Consider the following 22,386-nt stretch of genomic DNA (forward strand, 5'->3'; position numbering starts at 1 on the left):
ATTGAGGCCATCGGGGTTCGCGGCTGCGATAGCAGTGAAGCAACCTTCACCCGACGCGAAATATTTGGATGAGATCACAGATCGAGCGTTTTTCCAGTCGTTTTTTCCCGATCTTCACATGCGCGATTCTATATACGATCAGCCGGAAAACAGGGGCAACATCAGGAGACCCGGTTGTGAAAAGCATGAAACTCTATCTGGAAGGGCCAGGGCGAGAGAGGCGTCCTGTCAAGGTCGTTTCGACAGAGAGGAAAAGCTTCAGAACCATGCTGGATGTCCCAGGCAGGCGCGCAGTAGCCGCTGGATTGGATCGCATGGTCGAGGTGAATAGCTTGATGGATGAAGAGGGGAACCTTGCACAGCAGATTGATAGCGAGGGCTTCAGATACAGGTTCAATGGATCTGAATTGCCTTGGTCATTGATCGTCGGTTGATTGTGGCGGGCTCCGCGAGGGGCCCGCTTATCTAGGTCGGGCCGTCGGCGTCGCAACGGGGAAGGCGATTGGAACTACAGATACACGTAGCTGAGTCCGAGTACCAGCACTTCCATATGAACGGCAGCGCTTTCAAAGCGTCGATATCTAGGTGAATAAAGTCAGGCTCTGAATTCAGACGTTTGTTTGCTGTATACCAGTGATGCTAGTACAGGGTGGATCCCGCAAAGGGAGAAGTATCTTGAACGGATTGAACATGTTCCTGGAAGGTCCAGGGCTGGAACGTCGCGCAGTGCAGCTACTGCGAACCGAACGCGTTCCGCTTGAATCCCTGCTGTACCACGCGACAAGCAGGGCGGCGGTAGCGCTGATCGATCTTCATGTATTGATCGACAACCGGGGCAACGTAGCCACGCAGGTCGACAATGAAGGCCTGCGCTACCGATTTCCAGAATCCAATGCCCCTTGGGCGTTGATTGTTGGCTGAGAAGCCGGGGTTGCGGATGGAAGCCGCTACCGCTTGTTGTCAGGGGAACCTGCACCTCTCACGCATGATTAGGCTGGTTCCCCTTTCCTAACGCTGCGATGGCGCCGCAACCGCAGGATCCTCTGTGTCCTGCAGCCCACGTAACCCTCCTCGATGATTTGCGGGGAACGATAGGCAGTAGTTGCAGTCTACAAATGGCCGCTGGTCCTCGCGTTGAATTCACGCACGATCACGCTTCGCTATCGCTACCGCCGATACAAAAGCACGCTCATCCTCAGGAGAGCCACCATGGCCAGAAGAACAGATAGCGCACAGGTCACCGAGTTGCTGTTGCAGGCGCTGGAGACAGAGCGAGGCGGTCAGAAAATCTATGCAGCCGCCTTGCGTGCGGTGCAGAACGACGATCTGCGCGGAGAATGGAAGGGCTATCTCGAAGAGACCCGTGGTCACGAAGAAATACTTACCCGCGTTTTCGAGCAACTCGGCCTCGATACCGAGATGGACAGCCCCGGCCGACAGGTGGTGGCTCATCATGGGAAATCGCTGGTAGCGGCCATCCAGATGGCAATCAAGAACGACACCCCGACCGCTGCGGAATTGGTTGCAGCCGAGTGTGTTGTTCTGGCCGAAACCAAGGATCACCAGAATTGGGAGTTGATCAGCAAGGTTGCCGAACAGGGTGGGCCGTCAGCAAAAATACTCAAACAGGCATATGACGCCGTTGAGAAACAGGAAGACCACCACCTGTATCACACAACCGGTTGGGCCAGAGAGCTTTGGCTGCAGAGTCTCGGCATCCCTGCGGTTTTGCCTCCGCCCGAGGAACAGAAGGACGTGGAGACAGCCATTGGCGCCGCGCGCGCCGAGAAAGCACGCAAGGACTATCTCTGAATCCCCCTTCATAGGAGGTCGTAGATGATACCGACGTCTCTCGCGCGTGTTTTCTGCCTGGGGACCGCTGATGGTGTGGAAACCTATCGCCGCATCTTTCCGATGGCGATGATCCAAAGCTGGCGTGGGCCGCAAACCCGACCCACGCCAACCTGGTTAGTCCGGAGCTTTGGCAGGAACGAATGGAGATACCGGGTCACTGGCCGGGAAAGTCTCCTCCAGCGCCTCATCATGATTTGAACTCTCATGATCTTTGCGCTTGCGACGCTCATGGCTTGACTCTGGGCAGTCACGCTCCTCGGAAGGCTCTGGTGGGTCCTTGCGGTCTCGTATCATCTTGGTGGCTCCTGTAGTCGAACGGTGCCTGCAATGACACTCACTGTGTTGCTGGCAAGAAAGAATCTGATCTACGTGTTGCTAGCAACGCGTGGAGAACTGGGAGGGCGTTGTGAAGGTAACGCTCAATGATTCGGGGCCTGCCTTTATTCAGGGCTAACGCCCGCGTAGGGTTGCAGCAAGGTCGAACAGAGGATACGGCGATGGCGCGCACGGCACCGCAGGTTCATACCGCACAAGCAGACATAGAACAGCTCAAGGCCTTGCAGTTGGCGCTTGATGCAGAGCTCGTCGTCGAACTCCGCATGAAAGACGGGAGAGTATTGAGGGGTACGGTGACTGAGCGACCCGCTGTGCAGCAGTTTCGCGGCCCCGATGAGCAGGAAGGAACAAACGGTCAGGTTCCGCTCGATGTGCCCGGTGAAGGGGTCCAATTGCTATGGCTGGATGAGATTGAGCACGTAACGCGCTTGGGGAGCAATTGATCAATCGCTCCGATCGGCGCACTCGGTAGACCGAAAACGCCACGTTTGGTCTCAGTCAGGCTGTCCGGTAGACGGACGATATTGAACTAGATCGTGCGCATGGTGACCGGTGGAAGCGGTTGATGGCAGGGATCCGACGCCCGTCCGGCTTGGATACCGTGTCGAAGTTTCGTCCCGGCAGACGGACCCATCACTGCTCGGTCGAGCTGGCACGCCTACGCTTGCTAAGTGACACCCATTGACCCGCCAGCGCGGTAAGCAGCAGGCAACTGTTGGTGACAACAAAGATCGCATTCCCCACCAGGACGGAGTAGATGACAAACAGCGTCGAAGCGGCTGCCTGCCCAACGAACAACCAGGTGGAGATTGCCCCCGGGTGTTCGGCTTTGGCCTGTTTGAAAATCTGCCGGATCAAGGTGGCCAGCAGGATCACCGAAGCCGCCCAACCCACGCATTCTGTCAGCAGCTCGTCATCCATGGCTCTTTAGACAAAGAGTGCGGTCTCGGTGACGCCGAGTTGCAGGGCAAGCCTAGCCAGCTCACTGGCAGCGACAGCTCCGTCAACGTGCTGCGAGACGGTATCCAGTATGTCGCGATAGGCCCCCCAGAACTCTGGCCCGCTACCATGCCGTTCGTGCGATGCATTCAGGCGCATCCACTGATCGGTTGAAATCACCTGTGCGCTGAATTCCATGATCAGACTGCCTGAATGAACGATGCAAAAGCTGCGCCGATTGCCAAGCACAACAGGGCGGTTTTTCGCTGAAGATTCCGTGTAGTGGTCATGGTGCTGGGTCCGTGCGGGTCTAGCGGCATGTTGCCAAGCGCGGAGTTAAGCGCTCGTCCCCGACTGCCTCCGTTTTAAGAACACTTCTTCACAAGTCGCGGCGGCCCCCGAAGCAATGGGTGAAGGCTAACGCTGGAACGCCACTCGTTCGGGCCGATGCAGGCCAAAGCCTTGGGCATAGTCCACTCCCAAGGAACGCGCTGCGTCACACAGATGCCCGGAACTCACACCTTCGGCCACAACCTTGAGGCCGCGCTGGTGGCCTATCTTGGCGATGGCGCTGATGATGGTGTGGCTGATCGGATCGGTATCCAGATCAACAATGAAACTGCGGTCGATCTTGATCAGGTCCAAGGGGAGGTTTTTGAGATAGCCAAAAGACGACATGCCAGCGCCAAAGTCATCGAGGGCGATGCTGCAGCCGGCACAACGCAGGCGTTCAACGATGCTTGCTACCTTGACCAGGTTGCGAACTGCGACGGTCTCGGTGACCTCAAAGCAAAGCTGCTGTGGCGGAACTCCGTGTTCTGCAATGCAGCCAAGGATGAAATCGGCCAAGGCCTCGTCCTCGACGCTGGCGCCTGACAGATTGATCGCACAGCTACCAAGTGTCTGCGCAGTGACGTGGAGGTTGTTGAAGTTTGACAGGGCTGTTCGGATCACCCAACGGTCAATCGCAGGCATCAAGCCATAGCGCTCGGCGGCAGGTAGAAATACGCCCGGTAGCACGATGCTGCCATCTTCATCGCGCAGGCGCAGCAGCAGTTCGATGTTGGTAGCGGTGTCCGTGCCGGTGAGGGAGATGATCTCCTGGTAGTCAAGCAGCAGCCGGTCCTGTTCCATCGCCCAGCGCAGCCGGTTGACCCATTCCATCTCGCCCTGGCGCCGGCTGGTCTCGTCGTCCTCACGATACACATGCAAGCGATTGCGCCCGTTCTCCTTGGCCAGATAGCAGGCCGTGTCTGCCCAAGCCAACAGATCCTTCAGGGTGGGCAGCTGCTGGTCGATCACCACCATGCCGATGCTGCAGCTGACTTTGTAGCTGCGCTCCTGCCACGCGAACATTAGGGTTTCGATGCCGCCGCGGATCTGTTCGGCCAGTTTCAGGGCCCCGTCGGCATCTGCATGGAAGGTCAGCAACCCGAACTCATCCCCGCCCAAACGCGCCAAGACGTCGCCGCTGCGCAGCTGCTGGCGCATGATCAACGCGAGTTGCTCCAGCAACTGGTCGCCGGCGATATGCCCGGACACGTCATTGATCAGCTTGAACTGATCAAGGTCGATGTACAGCAATGCCCACATGCCGTTGATCGCTGTTGTGGACCGGTTGTTGAGTATCTCTTCCAAGCGGCGCTCGAACTCGCGACGGTTGTAGAGGCCGGTCAGCGCGTCGTGTGCGGCTTGGTAACTCAGGCGATCGGTCAGTTCGCGCTGCTCGGAATTGTCGGTAGCGACCAACAATAAATGCGGGGTGCCATCAACATCCACTTCAGCAATGGATGCATTTGCCCAGAAGCTGGTGCCATCTGCCCCTTGCAGCTCGGCCTCTAGTCGGTTCCAGCCGCTGCGCAGATCTGCTGGATCCCGGGACCGAGCTTGCAATTGTTGATCAAGAAACAGCGAAGACAGCTGCAGGCCGGTGGGGTTACCCAGACGTTTGCGCGCTGCCTGGTTGGCGTACACGATCTTCCAGTCGCGGGCATCGACGAGCAGCACCAATGCTGGGAGTAGTTCATTCAGGGCGCGAAAGCGCAGCTCGCTCTCGCGGTAGCGGGAACTCATCTGCGCGCCCAAGGCCAGCGCCTTGCGCCTGGTTACCGCCAGCGACCACAGCAATGCGGACAGCAGCAAGCTGATAATGGTTCCGGCGATAACGATGGTATCCAGCCGGCCAACGGCAAAGGGCTGCGGACGGGGCTGCATCTCCAGGTGCCAGCGCCTGCTGCCAAAATCCAATTGTCGGCGCTGCACAGGCAGCCCGGCAGCAGCCACCGTGCCGGAATCATAGAAAGGCTGGGCGTGCACATCCGTATCGCGGATCCTTATCCGGAAACCATCCAGGATGGGCGGTTCCAGCGCGCTTTCAATCAGTGGCTGCAAGCGGATGCCGATAGCTAACGCCCCGATCTCCCGAGCCTGCCGCTCGCTTGCCGACGCCGGTGTTGGCCCCTTGGAATACACCGGTAGGCGAAGCGTGACGCCTAGCGGGCTCTGTTCAGGAGACGTATGTTGGCGCAGGATAAACGGGGCTGAAACAGTGACGGTGTCGGTATCCCTGGCGCGTAGCAGGGCTGCCAGGTTGGCCGCTTGGGTGACCATGTCAAAGCCCAACAGGCTGGTATTGCTCTGGTACGGGGACACGAACTCATAGCGGTAAGCCGCGTTGTCGGTTTGCGGTCGATCCACCTGCGTGCGCCGGGCAAAGGCGACGGAAGTGTAGGCCTCGCTACCATTGTGCAAACGCCCGTAGTACTGACTGAAGCCGGTCTGATCCATCCGGTCGTTGGCCAGGAAGACCGTCTGCATCGCACGCAGGATGGATGCTGCGCGTTCGAGCGGCACCTGCAGTTGAGCAACGGCGGTGTCGGCCAGGGCTCTGCGTGCGTCTGCCGCCCGATGCTGCAGGTCTGACCATTCGCGATACGCGATGATCGCCGTGCAGGTCAGGCCGAACAACAGGCCTGCAACTGCCCAGGCAAGCGGCGGCAAGCTGCCACCATGAGCGGGCAAGGTATGCGCGGATTCTTCGTGCTCTGGCTGGATAAAATTCACTTGCCCGTTCGGCTCCTGCGGAATGTTGTGCCATGAGGAAAATGCAGCTTGCCGCGTCCGGGCCAGCTGCAAACAACAGTCAAAACAACGCGAAAGCCACCGTGACGCAACTCCCGACTCTTCCGGGCCGAGTATGGATATCGGCTTAGACCCGGCGATCTTGATGGAGCGGCAGATAGATTTGTGACGAGAGCGGTGGCACCAGGTCCGGGAAACAAGGTACCGCAATTTGGCTGACAGGCAGTCATCGTGCAGATACCTGATTTCACGCCACCGTAGCCACTCCTAGACTTGGCGATGACATTGAAGGCGTAGATTGTCTATCAAAGCATCCATGAACCGATGTGGATCCGACCGTCCGGAGCGGGCCATGAGCGATAACAGGGACACGCTGACCCCCACAGCAGGTGGCGGGCCTGTCTCAATCAAATTGATGGGGTCAGGTAAGCCTGCAGTGCATCAGATTGCTGCTTCATGCGGCTGTGTACGTTCGTCAAATGGCGGGGATCCAGTGTTGCTGCAGTGCAGCGACGCCTACACCGGTTGGACGCCAATATGAGTCTGGCCGACTACCGTCGCAAACGCCACTTCGAACATACGCGTGAGCCTGAATCAGACAAGCCGTTGCCAAAAGGGCGACGTGCAATATTTGTCGTGCAACTGCACCACGCGAGTCGCCGCCACTATGACTTCCGCCTGCAGGTTGGGGACACGCTGAAAAGCTGGGCGGTGCCCAAGGGGCCCAGCTACGATCCGTCGATAAGACGGATGGCGGTCGAGGTGGAAGACCACCCTATCGCCTATGCGGACTTCGAGGGAGAAATCGCCAAAGGGCAGTATGGCGGGGGGCATGTGGCGCAGTTCGACCATGGTATCTGGGCAACCGAAGGCGACCCGGAAATGCAGCTGGCCGAAGGGCATCTGCGGTTTGAATTGTTTGGCAACAAGTTGAAGGGCGGCTGGCATCTGGTGCGTTCAGGCAAGCCTGCACGCCAACCGCAATGGTTGTTGTTCAAGGATCGGGACGCGTTTGCCGGCGCGCTGGAAGCCGACGACCTGCTGGATGATGTGACGCCAGCGCCGGAAAGCGACAAACAACGCGCCGGCCGCGGTAAGACCGCAAAGAAGGAGCTTGCGACCGTGCCAGTGAAGTCGGGTCGGCGCAAGGATTGGTCCAAACGGGCCTTGACCTTGAACAGTGCTCGCAAGGGCAGGGCGCCGACAGGACCATTTCAACCGCAACTGGCAAAGCTGGGCCAGATCCCTCCCAAGGGAGAGCACTGGCTGCACGAAATCAAGTGGGACGGTTATCGGATCCTGGTCACCGTGGCAAACGGCGAAGTACGTCTTTGGTCGCGTAACGCATTGGATTGGACGGATCGACTGCCCGATATCCGCGAGGCATTGGACGGGCTGCGGCTGGACTCGGCATCGCTGGACGGCGAGCTCATTGCAGGAAGCGGGGCACAAGAGGATTTCAACCTACTACAGGCGACCCTTTCAGGAGAGCGGCAAGGCCGACTTACCCTGGTGCTGTTTGATGTACTGCACCTGCAAGGCGTAGATGTCGCCAACGCGCCGCTGATCGAGCGCAAGGCGCTGCTGCAGGACCTGCTGAAGGGTGCATCGCCCCATCTTGCTTTCAGCGCTCATGTAGACATGGATGGCGAGGCCGCGTTTCGGGTGGCCGCACAACATAACTTCGAAGGGGTGATATCCAAGCGCTTGGACCGGCCCTATCACCCCGGCCGCAGCGACGACTGGCGCAAGACCAAGCAACTGGCGTCGGAGGAGTTCGCCGTGGTGGGTTTCACCGCGCCGAAGGGCGCGCGCACAGGCTTTGGCTCCCTGCTGTTGGCTAGCCCGGATGCCCGTCATGGCTGGCGCTATGCAGGCAGGGTAGGCACTGGGTTCGACGATGCGATGCTGAGGCAGCTGATGCGCAGGCTCCGTGGCGGGGACAGCAAACCCAGCGTCCATGTCGGGGCCACCGAGACCGACCTGCGCACGGCCAAGTGGTTTGCTCCCCGCTTCGTGGTCGAGGTGTTCTACCGTGGAAAAGGAGGGCAGACCTTGCTGCGGCAGCCCTCGCTCAAGGCCCTGCGGCTGGACAAGGACGTGGGCGATCTCCTCAACAGCGATCACTCGCTCATGTCTCAACAGAAAGCGGCTGCGGCCAAGCGCAGCAAGCCGGCGACCAAGGCTTCGAATACCGTGCTGCCAGCACTCTCCAGCCCCGGCAAGCGGCTGTTTCCCGCGGACAACATCAGCAAGCAGGACGTGTGGGAATACTACCTGGCAATCGCCGATCATCTGCTGCCGGAAATTGTCGGGCGTCCCTTGTCGGTGATCCGCTGCCCGGCTGGCATAGAGCGCCAGTGCTTCTTCCAGAAGCATATGACTACCGGTATCGAACGGGTTTCCACCGTCAAGCTCAAGGAACAGTCGGGATCACAGGCCGGTTATCTGGTGGTCGATGATCTTGCTGGCTTGATGGAGCTGGTCCAATTCAACGCCTTGGAGTTCCATCCCTGGGGAGCGAAGGCCGACACACCCGACATCGCTGACAGAGTGGTGTTCGACCTGGATCCAGGGCCCGATGTGCCATTCGCGGAAGTGAAACGCGCTGCGATGGACATACGCAAGCTGTTGGTTGCCATCGAGCTCGAATCTTTCCTGCGTGTATCTGGTGGTAAAGCCCTGCATGTGGTGGTGCCGCTTGCACCGGGCTGTGATTGGGAGCTGACCAGACGCTTCGCACACGGCTTTGCCGATGCATTGGCCAAATCACAACCGGATCGGTTCCTGGCGACTGCCACCAAAAGTCGACGAAATCGCCGCATATTCATTGACTACCTGCGCAACGGACGAGGTGCAACGGCGGTCGCGTCCTATTCAATGCGCGCGCGTCCCGGTGCACCGGTGGCGTTGCCTCTGGCATGGAGCGATCTGGCCAAGGTGCACAGGGCCGATGCATTCACCATCAAGGATGTGCCGACGAAGCTGAAGCGGCGCAGGGAGGACCCATGGGCCGGAATGGATTCGCTCAAACAGAACCTGTCGCGGTGGGCCGATGACACATAGTCGCAGGTCCCGGTCCGAAGCCCTCTGGCTTCGCCCATCTGCCCTAAGAAACTACAGCCGCAGCACGCGAAAGCGCAGCGTCAATCCAATCGAGGAAATAACGATGACAAACGACAAGTCCACTGCCGGACCGAAAGAGGAAAAGACGCGCGCCGACGGAACCCCGGGCACGGCCGCAGCACGCGAGCAGGACATGAAGGAGCAGGCCGACCAGAAAAAGCAGGAGCAAAAGCTGCGACAGTCCGACCAGATAGACAAGGGGCCCTCGGCATGCAATCCAAGTGGGCGCCGCTAGTCGCTCGTGCGAGCTTGATGAGTGTTCTTGAGCCTGCGAGATAGTGAAGCCTCGATGAAGAATCTGGGAACCGGAAGCTGTACTCCGGCGCGGCAAGAGGCACCGAGGCAGTTCAACCTCGATCGGCTTCACGTAAGGCTGACCAGGTCTGCAGTTAGCTTGTTCACCACTCAAGCGGGCTACTCCTCATGGACAAGCATTGGAGTCGCAAACGAATGATCTGGACGATCCTGATCACCGTCTTGGTCACGCTGCTGGCGACGGTGGTGGCGACGAACTTCAAGACGTCGGACAAGAAGCTAGAGCGCAGGATCGAGCACCTCTACGCCGCGGATACACCACAGTTCCGCAGGGAGATGGCAGTACTGCTAGGACCCGGAATGGTGCTAGGAAATCGCGTGACCGGACTGCAGAACGGTGACGCGATATTTCCCGCGATGCTGGAGTCCATCCATTCGGCACAGAAGACGATCACCTTCGAAACCTACATCTATTGGTCGGGGCATATTGGTCAGGAATTTGCAAATGCTCTTGCCGAGCGCGCCCGTGCAGGTGTGAAAGTAAAGGTAATGGTGGACTGGATGGGTAGCTTGAAGATGGATCGCAGCCTGATTGATCAGATCAGGAATGCTGGCGCGGAGGTACATCAATACCGTCCACTCAAGTGGTACAACCTGGGGCGCCTCAATAACCGGACCCATCGAAAGTTGCTGGTCATCGATGGCCGGGTTGGGTTTACCGGTGGAGTAGGGGTAGCCGACCAATGGAGCGGACATGCACAGGACAGCGAGCACTGGCGCGACATGCACTTCAAGATCGAGGGCCCGGTTGTGGCGCAGGTGCAGGCGGCGTTCAACGACAACTGGATCAAGACCACCGGTGAGGTGCTCAATGGCGTGGATTACTTCCCCCAAATCACGCCTGTCGGCGAGATGGATGCTCACATGTTCGTGGCATCACCGTCTGGCGGTAGTGAAAGCATGCATTTGATGTACCTGATGGCCATCGCAGCAGCCGAGCACAGCATCGACCTGCAGGCGGCATACTTCGTTCCCGACGAGTTGATCATCAAGGCGCTGATCACTGCACGACAGCGAGGGGTGCGGGTTCGCGTTACGGTGCCTGGCAAACACATTGACTCGGAGACGGTTCGCTTGGCCTCGAAAGCACATTGGGGGGAGTTGTTGCTGGCTGGCATCGAAATATACGAGTACCAGCCTACGATGATGCACAACAAGCTGCTGATCGTGGACGGGATAATGAGCTCGGTGGGTTCCACGAACTTCGACGTGCGAAGCTTCCGGCTCAACGATGAAGCGAGCCTCAATGTCTACGACGCAGCGTTCGCTGCACGGATGACCGAGGTATTCGAGGCCGACCTGAAACCGACGATCAAGTACACCTATGCGATGTGGGAGCAGAGGCCGATGAAGGAGAAAATGATCGAGAAGTTCATTCTTCCGATTAAGTCGCAGCTGTGACAAGGCGAACTGCATTGAGCTTTCTTCACATTGCATGACTTCAGACTAACGTTGGCGTGCGCAAGGTAGGGGCTGCGATACCACCATCGCGCCGTTACATGAGGTGTGCCGTGAGCACTCCCACGCCAACCGACCCGAATGCGCCCCGCGAACCAGGAACTCCAGACCCAATGCGGGATCCTCGGAATCCTGATCGCCCGAACCCCGACCTGCCTGGCAACGACAACCCCGATTTGCCACCCGTTGATCCGGAGAGAGGACCTCCAGTACCGGATCAACCAGACAAAGACAGCGCAACTTGAACCCATTCCGGGACGCTTGCCAACTGATGCTATGAAGGCCCAGTTATGTCTGAATCCAGGAAATCCGCTGCCAAATCAGCCTCAAAAAAGCCGCCCAAGAAGAACCCAACAAAGCCCGTTGCGACGGGCGGTGAGGATGAAGACGCCCAGAGTACGGCGGCGAGGCAGCGGAAACTTCAGAGCAGGGCGAAGAAGCTGGATGCCAAAGCCGGCAAGCCAGATAAACCGGCGCCGGTACAAGCGGGTACACGCCAGCAACCAAGTCGCATGCCTGCTCAGAGCATCCGAAAACCCGGCGCGGAAGGCGAGCTTGATCTGGCCCCGCGCTACATGGCGCCCGACTACGTGGGCAGCGGGAAGTTGCGAGGCCTGCGCGCGATCATCACCGGTGGTGACTCGGGCATAGGCAGGGCAGTGGCGGTTCTTTTTGCGCGTGAGGGCGCAGATGTCGCCGTCTTGTATCTCAGCGAGCACGAGGATGCGAAGCTGACCTGTAGCAAGGTCGAGAAGGAGGGCACACGAAGCCTGGCCATCAGTGGCGATGTGCGTGATCCTTCCTTCTGCAACAAGGCAGTGAAGAAAGTCGCCAAGGCGTTCGGTGGGGTCGATCTCCTAGTCAACAACGCCGCGTTCCAGCTGCATTGTCATCGGCTGGAAGAGCTCGCGGATGAGCATCTGCAGGAGACGCTGCAGACCAACATCGCCGGATACATCCATATGGCGCGGGCGGTGCTGCCCTACATGGAGGAGGGTAGCAGCATCATCAATACCGGATCGGAAACCGGAATATTCGGCAGCCCATCGCTGATCGACTATTCCACGACAAAGGGTGCTATTCATGCCTTCACCAAGGCGCTGGCAACCCAGCTGCTGCCGCGCGGAATCCGTGTGAACTGTATTGCTCCAGGCCCGGTATGGACGCCGCTGAACCCTGCTGATAAAGCAGCCGATGAGGTTGCTCAATTCGGCGCCGACAGCGACATGAAGCGACCCGCACAGCCTGAGGAGCTGTCACCGGCATACGTATTCCTAGCCTCTCCAGTTACCGCCAGCTACATCAATGGCGTCGTTCTTCCCGTGATGGGTGGGCCGCATTGGTGAGAGACCTTTCGACTTATCTTGTGTCAGGAATGCGATACAAATTCAGGTTGTCAGCGGTCTTGATTGAAACCGGCGCTCCGATCCCGCTTGATCGGGCTGGTTCAGCCGCTCGGAAGCTACCGGGAGAACTGAGGCTCATGCAGATTCAGAAGTATGAAGAGCGACTTCGAGTTGCCATGCTGCAAAGTGACTAGCTGCACTGGACGAACTAATTGACGATGATCTGCTTTTCGTTGGGCCTAGGGGCAAGGTCGACACGATGGCATCTGACGTGTGGTTGTAGGTAGCGTGTCGGTGATTGCTGCTGAGAACGCTCAATAGGTGAACCCAGAGTATCCACGTCGATTGCCTGAGTTGGTTGGGGATGTTTACAGAAGGAGAGCGCACGTTTACTTGGGCGGAAGCGGACATTTGATCTTGGCAGAACGCCTTGATGTCATTTCAACAATGGAGAAAGAGCGTCCGCATTGATGGAATTCCTCAGCGGAAGCGTATGAAGCCCGTTGCTGCAATTTGTCACAGCAGCACTCGGCCGCTTCATGTCCAATCTCCGTCTCGTTGGGGATTGAACTCAAAATCACCGCACTACTCAAAAAACCGGGGGGCGTCGGGAGAATTGAACAATCCTGGATTGCAGTCGGCAGAGGCGAAGAGAGCATTTTGTAGTCAAAAACGTCGACTCGAAAAAGTTGGGCCGGATCAATGAGCGGGTGCGCTGAGCTTCAATAACGTAGATCTAGAACCGATATGTCGCAGCGATCGTGAAGTAGCGCCCATAAACGTCGTCGACCGCAGTGTTGTAACCTCCGGTGTAGAAGCGATAGTTCATGGGGCGCTTATCAAGGAGGTTGTTTACAACGAGCGCATAAGACCAATCTTCTGGACCTGAGTAGCGAACATTAAGGTCCAACAGCGTCCCGGGAGGATTTCTGCACTTGCCGACATCACGATTTTCCTTGGGGCAAACTTCGTCGGCGGGATAGGCAAACGATGAGCCGAAATGGCGCATTGTCAAGCTCGTCGTCCAGTGACCGAGTCGCCATTGCACGTCACCTAGTAAGGTCAGCTGAGGCGTTTCATGCCCGGCGCGTTCGACGGGCTTAGGCTCGATGATGGTCGTAGTGATGTACTGGCTGAGATAGTGTGCAGCTACGTGGAAGCGAAGCTCACCAAACTCGTCGTGCCGCACCAGATAGTTGCTCTCGAGTTCCCATCCTTGGGTCTCGGATCTACCGATATTGGCGAGGTAGCGATTGGCACGATAGAGCACGCCATCGGCGTTGCGCACAAGGCCATCTGGGAAAAGGGAGGGGTAGCTGAAAGCATCTGCAATACCGAATTCGTCGCTGCGGGAAACCTGATACCAGTCCAAGTTGGCGCTGAATGCATGCGTCGGAGCCCAGGCCATGCCGAGGGTGCGGCTGCGCGAGAACTCGGCACGCAAGTTGGGGTTGCCGCTCACGCCGTATTCAACTCGGCATCGATCCGAGCCTACACGGATGCAGGGCATCAGTTGAGGAGTGACCCGCATTGACAGGGTTTGGGTCATGCTGTCGAACGGCACGCGCGCATCATTCAGGCTGGGTGCCCGGTAGCCTTTGCCAAAGCTCGCGCGTGCCAGAAAGGTTTGGCTTGGTGCCCATTTGAAACCAATGCGCGGGGAGATATTGGATTGGAAACCTTGGTGATGATCCAGGCGCGCAGCCAGGTCTATCTGTAGTTTCCGATGCAATGGCAAGGTCAGTTCAGTGAAAATGGCGGAGTCGCCACCATGAAGGTTGTACGGCTCAATGACAGTGGAGCCCAGCGCAACGTCATCATTGATCTGCAGGGGGTCTGGGGTGCTCCGACGCCGGGTGAAGCTGACTGCTGTCCCCACCACAATCTGTGCGGCCATATCAAAGGCTTCATACAACGGGCGGTTCGACGTGGCTTCCAGTGTGCTGACCGAATAGTAGCCAGCAGGGTGAATGGAGCCCCGTATCGCGTTTGCGATCACGCTGTTATCCGATCCATCGAGGCGGAGATAATTGATATTTTCCTCCAACTTCGATCGAAGCAACACGTTATCAGTTGTACTTCGCGCCCGACTCTCGCTATGAGATAGGGCAATGTTCCAGTTCCATCCGAGAGCTAACCCATCCATGCCGATGGATACGTCATTGGTAATGTTGACGGTGCGGTTTCTAGGGACCCCGAGTTCATAGAAGGCGTAATCGACATCCAAGCCCGGGGCGGGAGCCAATGCATAGTCCGGATGGGAGGGGCTGATGCGGAAAAAGCCGTAGACAGGAGAGGACTGCAGTGTCTGCTCGCTCTGCGTGCGTAGGCCGAAGAAATAAAGTGACCTTGAGTTGTCCAGGTCCTGATCCCACCGGATATATGCGGATCTATTCTGCGTTGCTGGCTGCAATGTACGGTATCTAGCGGAGTCAAAACGGCAATAGGGAGAGTCAGGGTTCTCTCCCGTGGCTTGGCATAGCGGAAGCGAGCCTAAACGAATCCCGGATTGGGTCGAGAACCCGATGAGAGGACGGTCGTCCGATAGTCCGAATCGGGAACGATTATTGGTGTGCCAATCGCGGTGGTCGCCGCCGAGTTCGTCCTGCGAGGAAGCATCCGCCGCAAGCAATAGATGCCCGCCTGCCTGTGTTCGCATGCCAAAGATTGCCGACGCTTGATGTGATAGCGCATCTCCTCGCTGAGACATGCCAACGCGCGATGAGACCTCGCCTCCCTCACGATCCTTCTTCAAGATGATGTTGACGGTTCCAGCCATTGCGTCTGCCCCGTAGATCGCGGAGGCACCACCGCGCAGAATCTCAATGCGGTCAATGAAACTCAAGGGAATGCTGTTCAGATCGACGAGCCCACCGAGATCGTTGGAAGTGAGTCCGAATGAAGCGATACGTTTGCCATTCAATAAAAAGAGCGTTGCCCTCGGGCCGAGAGAATAGAGGCTGGCGCCTGATGCAACGACAGTAGGGTAGTTTCTTCCTTCGCTGGAGACGCTTATGGGGTGATGGCTCACGAGCCCAGGGCGGAGACCCAACAGATCGTAGAGGCTTTCCTGCCCGCTACGCTCGATGTCGTCCGCTGTTATGACGGTCAATGGGACAGACAACTCTAGGGACGCCTGCGGTATGCGCGTGCCGGTTACGGTGACCGTGCCGAGCTCGGCCACGCCCGCTTCCGGACTGCTGACTGCACTGACTGCAGGTGCCTGCCTCTTGGTGCTTCGCAGGAGATAGGTGTTGGAGTCCGCGGCGACGGCCGTCAATCCGTGCTCGGCCAATAGCCGTGCGAGTGCGGCGACAACGCTGTGACTACCGTGCAAACCGCCACTGTGTTTGCCGCGCACCAGCACGGACGAATAGAGCAACTGGACCCTTGACTGGTGCGCAAAGGACTGCAGCGCCTCATCAAGTGTGCCCGCGCCTATCTCATACTTGGAGGGTGCGGGAACGCTTGCCTGTCCTGCGACGGCGCCTTGCGTGGCAATCGCCATAGATGCCAGAAGGAACAGCCGAGCCGCGCTTCCCTTGGCGGAATCAAGAAGCAGGGTCGTCAGGCGGCATTTGCTGCAAGGAATGATCGCCATAGCCGACAATGCCCAAGGACCTACGGCTGCAGCTCAGACAATTCGATCCGATTGTTGCCGATGGATTGCGCCTGTAGTCCCCATCCCTCGCGAAGGGCTGAGAGCAGCGCGGGTTGGTCGCTGGCATTGAATGCGCCGCTGACCTTGATCTCTCCAAGTTCGCTCTGGGACAGTATCAATTGGTCATCGGAGTATCGATTGAACTCCGCTATCAAGTCCGCTAGGCGTTCTTCTTTGAAAACAAGACGGCCTTGTGTCCAACTCTCCACGTCATCGGACTCAATGCTTCGCGGCGAATCAAGCTTCCCTGCCGCGTCATACGTCAGTTGCTGCATCGGACGCAGCTCAACGGCATCACGAAGGGGGCTGCTGTCCGTGCTTACAATGACGCGCCCTTCCAGCAAAGCAACGGAGGTGCCGTCATTTTGCTGTTTTACTTGAAATACAGTACCCAATGCTCGAATGCTGCCGATTCCCGAGGTCACCACGAAAGGCCGATTTCCATCGTGCGCGACACTGGCTTGTATCTGCCCTCTTAGTAGAGTGATGTGTCGCCTCGCGCGTTCGTAGGACACTTGGACACGGGTGTTGGTATCCAGAAGCAAGGTAGATCCGTCCGGGAGGTCAAGATGGCGTTGCGTGCCGATTTCCGTCACATACTCGCTGCTTGGTGGGATGGTCCGAGAATCCGCAAGAAGCCAGAGCCCCCCGCACACGGCGACAACCAGGACCGCTGCCCATGCAAAGGAACGGTGCAAGGTACGTTTGCGTCGAGCAATCGGCGTGTGGCTGACTGGGCCAGGCGTCCGCTCCCGTAGTGCAGGATCCGCTTTTAGTATCCCGGCCAGCTGGTGAATGCGTTCAACCTCAGCGTAGTCGAGTAGATTTTGGGGGCATACGGCCAGCCAATCCTCGAAAGCAGCGTGGTCGGACCCGTTGCATTCGGATGAGAGTAGGCGTGCCAGCCAATCTTCCGCCGAACAGGGCAAATCTTGGAGAGGCGGAGGCGTAGTGTTCATGGGCGCTGCTCCAATCCGCTCACGGGACGTGTTTGATTGGAGAGCAGCTTCCTTAGCAAGGTCAGTGCCTTCCCGATATGTTTCTCGACCGTTTTGACTGAGATGTCGCAATGTTTCGAGATCTGGCTGTAACTCATTCCTTCAATACGATTGAGCAGGTAGATCTCCCTGCAGCGTTCCGGAAGACGGCTGATCGCGGCTCGGACACGCGCAAGCTCCTCTCTGTCTTCAGCCCATTGTTCCGGGCGTGGCATCTCGTCCCGAATGTCATGGACCTGGAGGTCCACATCAGAAAGGGATGTTTGATGGAAGGGGGGCTGCCGTCGCCGAGAGTCGTGGAGCGCGTTGAGTGCAATTCGGTACAGCAGCGGCTTCAAGGCTTCAGCTGGGGAGTCGCGATAGCGTGTCAACTTATAGAGGCTTTCCTGCGCGATGTCTTGGGCATCGTCCAAGGAAATCCCTCGCCCACGCAAAAAGTTGATCAGCATCGGGCGTTGCTCGCCCAGAAATCTCTCGAAGAGAGGCGGGCAGATGTTGGCGTCTAAAGTGACACTCATTTGCCCTCGTCCGCGGAAGTTGTGGTCTTTGTCACCAATTCTAACCAGCCGCTAACGCAATTTCACCACCTAGAGCGGCGGCGGGGGCGGTTGCCGTTTTCTGCCGGGTAGAGGCAGTAGACGAGTGAAGGTGAGCCTGGCGGGCAACGGTTGAGGTTCTCGCTTTCGGCTCAGCCAAAAAGTCCCTCCTCTTTGCTTTCCCTTCGCCAGATAGGGAGGTAGGGAGGTAGGGGTCAATTTGCGTTATGGGTGATTAGGGGTGAGTTCGTCCTGATAGGTAGCAAAATTTTGGGCTGGAACTTGAGGGCCGAGTGCCGAAGTTCCTATAGAAGTGGCTGCCTAGGAGGTAGGGAGGAGGGGGCGGTTCTGCGTTTGTAAGGGGAGCTTCGATCTCGGCGGATGAAGATGATGGAGAACATGGTGGAGCGCGTCCGGGTAGCGCAACCGCAGGCGATTCCGATCTTCAAGAGCAGCAAGGTAGGTTCTTTTATCAAACGGTTTAATATTTTTAATATCCTCAGGAGATGGCTCTTCAGCGCTCCGGTGGACGATCCCGTTGATAGGCGCAATGCACCATTTCTGCAAATGCTCCTGATATTTCTCGGAATATTCATCCCTCTCAACAAGTCTCTGTTTCTGTATGCAGTGCTTGGCGGCCAGTGGTCTGGGCCTGTAGCCAATTCGAGAGCCCTGGTCGTCGATCTCTCAACCGATGTGCTGATGACGTTTGCGATGTGGACCAGCCTATGGTTGATTCGAGCAGGACGCTTCCGTTGGAGCTTGCAACTGTTTCTCGGCGTTGTGCTGTTATCCATGGCGGCAAGCTACATCGCAACCGGTTTGGCGGGTCTGCCGTTCGATCCAATGCCGATGATATTGCTGGCGCTTGGCGGCCTGATTCTCGGCCGACGGGCATTGTGGCTGACTTTCTCTGCGTTAGTGATGATTCTGGCAGCTACACTGATTGTAGATTATTCGCGTGTGGCACTCGGCGCGGACACGATGCAGGTAGGTGGACTGGGTAAAGCGCTTTCGTTAGCCGGTGTCTGGTTAGTTATCGCGATCATATTTGATCGGACTGTGGCTGCACTACGTCATAGCTTAGATGAATCGAATACCCGTGGGCACGAGCTTGAACTGGCATACAGGCAGCTCCAAGAAGAAATTCGTGAGCGAGAGCGCGCGCGTGGCCAACTTATCCATGCACAAAAGATGGAGGCTATTGGACGTCTTGTCAGTGGTGCGGCACATGACTTCAATAACGTATTGAGTATTGTCCTTGGTTATGCCGCACAGCGGGATCGTCTGGCGGAGAGTGGGACAAAAGCGCTCTATGAGGCGATGGAAGCGGTGGATATCGCGGCCAAGCGTGCGCTGGCTATTAGCCGCAAGCTGCTGGATTTTAGCAGGCAAGAGGTCGCCAATCCCGAGGTCCTTGACGTGCGCTTCTTGCTTCAGGAGCTGCTTCCGATGCTTAGGCAACTGTTCGGATCGAGGATTCGACTACGGTTGGATTGCGCGGAACGCACTTTGCCCGTGCGGATGGATGTCGATCACTTCGGATTGGCGATCATTAACATCGCCGCCAATTCGAGGGACGCGATTGCCGGCGCCGGAACGTTTCACATCCAGGCGGAAAGATTAGATGAGGCTTGGGTATGCCTGACCTGTTCCGATGACGGAATAGGGATGTCGGAAGACGTGCGCATGCAAGCATTTGAAGCTTTTTTTACGACGAAACCCAGCGGAATGGGAACCGGTCTCGGGTTGTCGGTGGTGCGCGACATGATTCTGGAAGCGGGAGGCAAGATCGAGTTCGACACTCAGCCGAAGCGTGGGACAATCGTGAGGATCCTTCTTCCTCTCGTTGGCGGTTCCTAAAGTTGCCTTAAGTTTAAAGCTGGATTCTGGAAAGATAGTGGACCCAGGCCGGCGAGACTGGCTCGATACAGCCCTGCGGTATCCGATATGATGATGCAAGAAACCACCCCCGAGAAGATGATCTTGTTGCCGCGCCTCGCAATTGTGGAAGATGACGAAGAGCTTCGGGAGAAGATCATGGTTCCTATTCTTCGAAATGCGGGGTTTGACGCTATTGGACTTGCGAGTGCATTGCAGTTCTATCGCATGTGGGCGGGCTCCCCATTTGACCTGGTTCTCTTGGATGTGGGGCTACCGGATGACGATGGGATAGAGATTGCCAAGCATATGCGCAGTCTCTCGCCTTCATTAGGGATCGTCATGTATACCGGGCAGGGAGGGACTTCAGAGCGGGTACGTGGGCTGCGCGCAGGTGTAGATGCCTACTTGGTGAAGCCGACGGACATGGACGAAGTGATTGAAACCCTGCGCAACGTTCAGCAACGTCGCATTGGTCAAGACATGGTCGCATCTCGTTCCAGTACATGGGTCTTGGACCGGAATGGCTGGACCCTGTCGACTCCTGCGGGGGTTGCGTTGTCATTGAATCAAGCTGAGCGTCAGGTGATGAAGACGTTGGCGGCGACTCCAAATGAACCGGTATCCCGCGAGACGTTGATTAAAAATTTGACCGCTGATGTAGACGGCTTCGATCCTCACAGACTTGAAATGTTGATTTATCGCCTGCGTAGGAAGTGTCTCGAGAGTTCGGGAGAGTCCCTGCCATTGCAAGCGGTGAGGGGTGCCGGGTATTTGTTCGAACCCTAAAGTGGTGTCTTCGGGGAACGGATCTCAAAATTTCAACATTTCGGATGGGCTCTGAAAGGGGCGTAGTCCAGTGGTTATTGGAATATTTGATCAATGCCGCGGTTTGTCCACTCAATTCGACGTTGCTCACGCAATGTGAGCAATGGTGAGTAATGCGCGATTGATGCTCTTCGAGCGAATATCTAAATTGCGTCTGCATCTCTGCGTGCTTCGTACAAGCAAAAACCCTTGTCACGTACGCTGGGAGCGGGATCAGGGAAAGCGCTTTCCGCAAGACGTTTTCTACTGCACGCCCTGGCAATGGATGGTACGGCGGTGGGCAAATTTGTGTCTTTGAACACATGACGCCGCCGGGTTTTCAAGGGGGTTGCGGGTGCAAAAAAACAGTATTGGATGGATCACCGCAGTCGCGCTTTGTGCGACCTCAGCGATAGTGGCAGGAGTAGCGGGATGGTCTGCTGTCCACGCGCGCTCAATGTCTATCTTGAGAAGATCGCTCCCTTCTTCGCTTAGTGAGGCGATACCTGACGATCAGGGAACTCCCACTTTTGACGCGAAATCCTCTGTCGCCGCGACTACCTATAGCGTTGGAAAAGCTTTTGGTCGCAGCGATCATCCAAGGACAAGTGGAGAGAAATGCTCAGCGCAAATGCCCCGCATTTCTAATCTGAAATCGGATCCAACCCCAACGCTAGTGGGGCAGTTCTTGAACTCGCGCTATCGCCCCTTGGCGGCGGCTTCAACGTGCTGATGATCGAGTTCTTCGCCTGTTGATCGCGTTGGGGTGTTGACGTATGCGATGTCTGGCTTGAGTCGCCGCGACTATTTTCAAAAGTCTTATAACGAGGGAATGCATGAATACGGAAGTCATCGCCAAGGCGTCTGGCAAAATTGCCGTTGTTGATTCTGGGGATCTCGCGCTCGACCAGCCCAGTATCGTCAAGATTAAGATCGGTCCGGAGACTGTTGATCGTTTTGAGCAGGTTGGCAACGATCTACTAATTGTCCTCAAAGACGGTAGTACGCTGACTGTTCGCAGTTTCTTCGTCCAGGACGATGAAGGTCATCGCAGCGACCTAGTTCTGGAGGACGTGGAGGGTGTGCATTGGTGGGGGCAGTACACCAGCCCTTGGTCAGATTTCCACTTTGCCGAGATCCAAGAAGACGTCGCCGCAGCTGGATTTGTTCCACCTGCAGCCGGGCTTCCTGGCTGGGCAATTGCTGCGTTGGGGCTGGTGGGCGCTGGCGCCATTTATGCGGCAATTGACGATGGCGATAGTGACAAGCACAGCAACCGTCCGCCGGAGTCCCCGAACTACGCTCATACCGTCGCAGAGAACGATCCTGCGAGCGGGCGTGTTGCTGGTACCGATGCGGATGGTGATGCGCTGACCTACGCAGTTACCAAGCAACCTGCCAATGGCACTGTGACGATCAATCCACAGACGGGCGCATACACTTACACCCCGAAGCCCGGTTACAACGGCCAAGATACGTTTGTGGTCACAGTGACCGACGGCAATGGCGGCAGCAGCACCAGCACAGTCAGCATTGACGTTACGCCGGTCAACGATCTGCCGGTGCCAGTAGATCCGAACGAAGGCTTGCAGCCGGGTGAACCTGGTTACATCCCGGGCCAAAGTTTTGACCCGGACTCGGGTGATTACGAGATCACGACCCCTGAAGACACGGCTATCGACGGTAAGGTCACAGGTACCGACGCTGACGGAGATCAGCTGACTTACGTTGTCGGCGAGCCCCCGAGCAATGGTACGGTCAACATCGATCCGGAGACTGGCGAGTACAGCTACGTCCCGAACCCGAACTACAACGGTCCGGACGAATTCACCGTGATCATTGATGACGGTCAGGGTGGCACCACCACCAGTAAAGTCATCATCACCGTGGTCCCGGAGAATGATCCACCGGAGTTTGAAGATCCGAACCAGGGCGGTACGCCGCCGGGTCCGAATCAGCCGGGCACGATCTTCACCCCGCCGGGTGATGACGGTGCAGGCAATCCGACGCCGGCCAGCTACACGGTCAGCTACAACGAGAACACCGCT

Annotated in this window: 17 protein-coding genes; 11 read left to right on the plus strand and 6 right to left on the minus strand. The window is 57.3% G+C overall.

Features of this window, described 5'->3' with window-relative positions:
- The first annotated feature begins 68 nt into the window (after positions 1–68).
- The 4 genes from ACVOLR_RS11745 to ACVOLR_RS11760 all read left to right on the plus strand — a co-directional run bounded on the left by ACVOLR_RS11745 (position 69) and on the right by ACVOLR_RS11760 (position 2,633).
- A complete protein-coding gene (locus ACVOLR_RS11745; RefSeq protein ID WP_481536571.1) occupies positions 69–434 on the plus strand; it encodes a hypothetical protein in 366 nt (121 codons plus the stop codon).
- 241 nt (positions 435–675) lie between these two features.
- Complete coding sequence (locus tag ACVOLR_RS11750; protein WP_481536572.1) at positions 676–921, plus strand: hypothetical protein; 246 nt, start codon at positions 676–678, stop codon at positions 919–921.
- A gap of 288 nt (positions 922–1,209) precedes the next feature.
- Positions 1,210–1,812 (plus strand): hypothetical protein, encoded by a 603-nt coding sequence (locus ACVOLR_RS11755; RefSeq protein WP_481536573.1) that lies wholly within the window; start codon positions 1,210–1,212, stop codon positions 1,810–1,812.
- A gap of 539 nt (positions 1,813–2,351) precedes the next feature.
- The gene (locus tag ACVOLR_RS11760; protein WP_481536574.1) at positions 2,352–2,633 is read left to right on the plus strand and encodes a DUF3247 family protein; all 282 of its coding nucleotides are present in this window, start codon (positions 2,352–2,354) and stop codon (positions 2,631–2,633) included.
- 190 nt (positions 2,634–2,823) lie between these two features.
- Here ACVOLR_RS11760 and ACVOLR_RS11765 read toward each other — a convergent pair whose 3' ends face one another.
- The 3 genes from ACVOLR_RS11765 to ACVOLR_RS11775 all read right to left on the minus strand — a co-directional run bounded on the left by ACVOLR_RS11765 (position 2,824) and on the right by ACVOLR_RS11775 (position 6,420).
- Positions 2,824–3,111, minus strand: coding sequence for a hypothetical protein (locus ACVOLR_RS11765; RefSeq protein ID WP_481536575.1), 288 nt, complete (start codon positions 3,109–3,111; stop codon positions 2,824–2,826).
- A 6-nt stretch (positions 3,112–3,117) separates the two neighbouring features.
- Positions 3,118–3,327, minus strand: a complete 210-nt coding sequence (locus ACVOLR_RS11770; protein ID WP_481536576.1) for a hypothetical protein — start codon at positions 3,325–3,327, stop codon at positions 3,118–3,120.
- Positions 3,328–3,546: 219 nt separating this feature from the next.
- Positions 3,547–6,420: a bifunctional diguanylate cyclase/phosphodiesterase gene (locus tag ACVOLR_RS11775; RefSeq protein ID WP_481536577.1), complete on the minus strand. Its 2,874-nt coding sequence runs from the start codon at positions 6,418–6,420 to the stop codon at positions 3,547–3,549.
- Between the two features lie 327 nt (positions 6,421–6,747).
- Here ACVOLR_RS11775 and ligD point away from each other — a divergent pair, with 327 nt between their 5' ends.
- The 4 genes from ligD to ACVOLR_RS11795 all read left to right on the plus strand — a co-directional run bounded on the left by ligD (position 6,748) and on the right by ACVOLR_RS11795 (position 12,455).
- Entirely contained in the window at positions 6,748–9,276 is a 2,529-nt protein-coding gene (gene ligD, locus ACVOLR_RS11780) for a DNA ligase D (protein ID WP_481536578.1), read from the plus strand.
- 103 nt (positions 9,277–9,379) lie between these two features.
- Positions 9,380–9,571, plus strand: coding sequence for a hypothetical protein (locus tag ACVOLR_RS11785; RefSeq protein ID WP_481536579.1), 192 nt, complete (start codon positions 9,380–9,382; stop codon positions 9,569–9,571).
- A gap of 215 nt (positions 9,572–9,786) precedes the next feature.
- On the plus strand, positions 9,787–11,052 hold the full coding sequence (locus ACVOLR_RS11790; protein ID WP_481536580.1) for a phospholipase D-like domain-containing protein: 1,266 nt from the start codon (positions 9,787–9,789) through the stop codon (positions 11,050–11,052).
- A 347-nt stretch (positions 11,053–11,399) separates the two neighbouring features.
- Complete coding sequence (locus ACVOLR_RS11795) at positions 11,400–12,455, plus strand: SDR family oxidoreductase (RefSeq protein WP_481536581.1); 1,056 nt, start codon at positions 11,400–11,402, stop codon at positions 12,453–12,455.
- Positions 12,456–13,191: 736 nt separating this feature from the next.
- On the opposite strand, the gene ACVOLR_RS11800 is transcribed toward ACVOLR_RS11795, so the two are convergent.
- From ACVOLR_RS11800 to ACVOLR_RS11810, 3 genes are read right to left on the minus strand one after another with little or no spacing between them, the layout of a single operon-like run.
- The gene (locus ACVOLR_RS11800; protein ID WP_481536582.1) at positions 13,192–16,056 is read right to left on the minus strand and encodes a TonB-dependent receptor domain-containing protein; all 2,865 of its coding nucleotides are present in this window, start codon (positions 16,054–16,056) and stop codon (positions 13,192–13,194) included.
- 20 nt (positions 16,057–16,076) lie between these two features.
- Complete coding sequence (locus tag ACVOLR_RS11805) at positions 16,077–17,075, minus strand: FecR family protein (RefSeq protein WP_481536583.1); 999 nt, start codon at positions 17,073–17,075, stop codon at positions 16,077–16,079.
- Positions 17,072–17,632: an RNA polymerase sigma factor gene (locus ACVOLR_RS11810; RefSeq protein WP_481536584.1), complete on the minus strand. Its 561-nt coding sequence runs from the start codon at positions 17,630–17,632 to the stop codon at positions 17,072–17,074. The genes ACVOLR_RS11805 and ACVOLR_RS11810 overlap by 4 nt, the downstream gene beginning before the upstream one ends.
- Positions 17,633–18,031: 399 nt before the next feature.
- Between ACVOLR_RS11810 and ACVOLR_RS11815 the strand changes: the two genes are divergently transcribed.
- From ACVOLR_RS11815 to ACVOLR_RS11825, 3 genes are all read left to right on the plus strand, one after another.
- Positions 18,032–19,513 carry a sensor histidine kinase gene (locus ACVOLR_RS11815; protein WP_481536585.1) on the plus strand — a complete coding sequence of 494 codons (1,482 nt, stop codon included), beginning with the start codon at positions 18,032–18,034 and terminating at the stop codon, positions 19,511–19,513.
- An 87-nt stretch (positions 19,514–19,600) separates the two neighbouring features.
- Positions 19,601–20,320, plus strand: coding sequence for a response regulator transcription factor (locus ACVOLR_RS11820; RefSeq protein ID WP_481536586.1), 720 nt, complete (start codon positions 19,601–19,603; stop codon positions 20,318–20,320).
- Positions 20,321–21,174: 854 nt separating this feature from the next.
- Positions 21,175–22,386, plus strand: a 1,212-nt coding sequence (locus ACVOLR_RS11825; protein WP_481536587.1) for a tandem-95 repeat protein, incomplete at its 3' end; no start/stop codon positions are given.

Source organism: Stenotrophomonas sp. STEN030, from assembly GCF_056759995.1.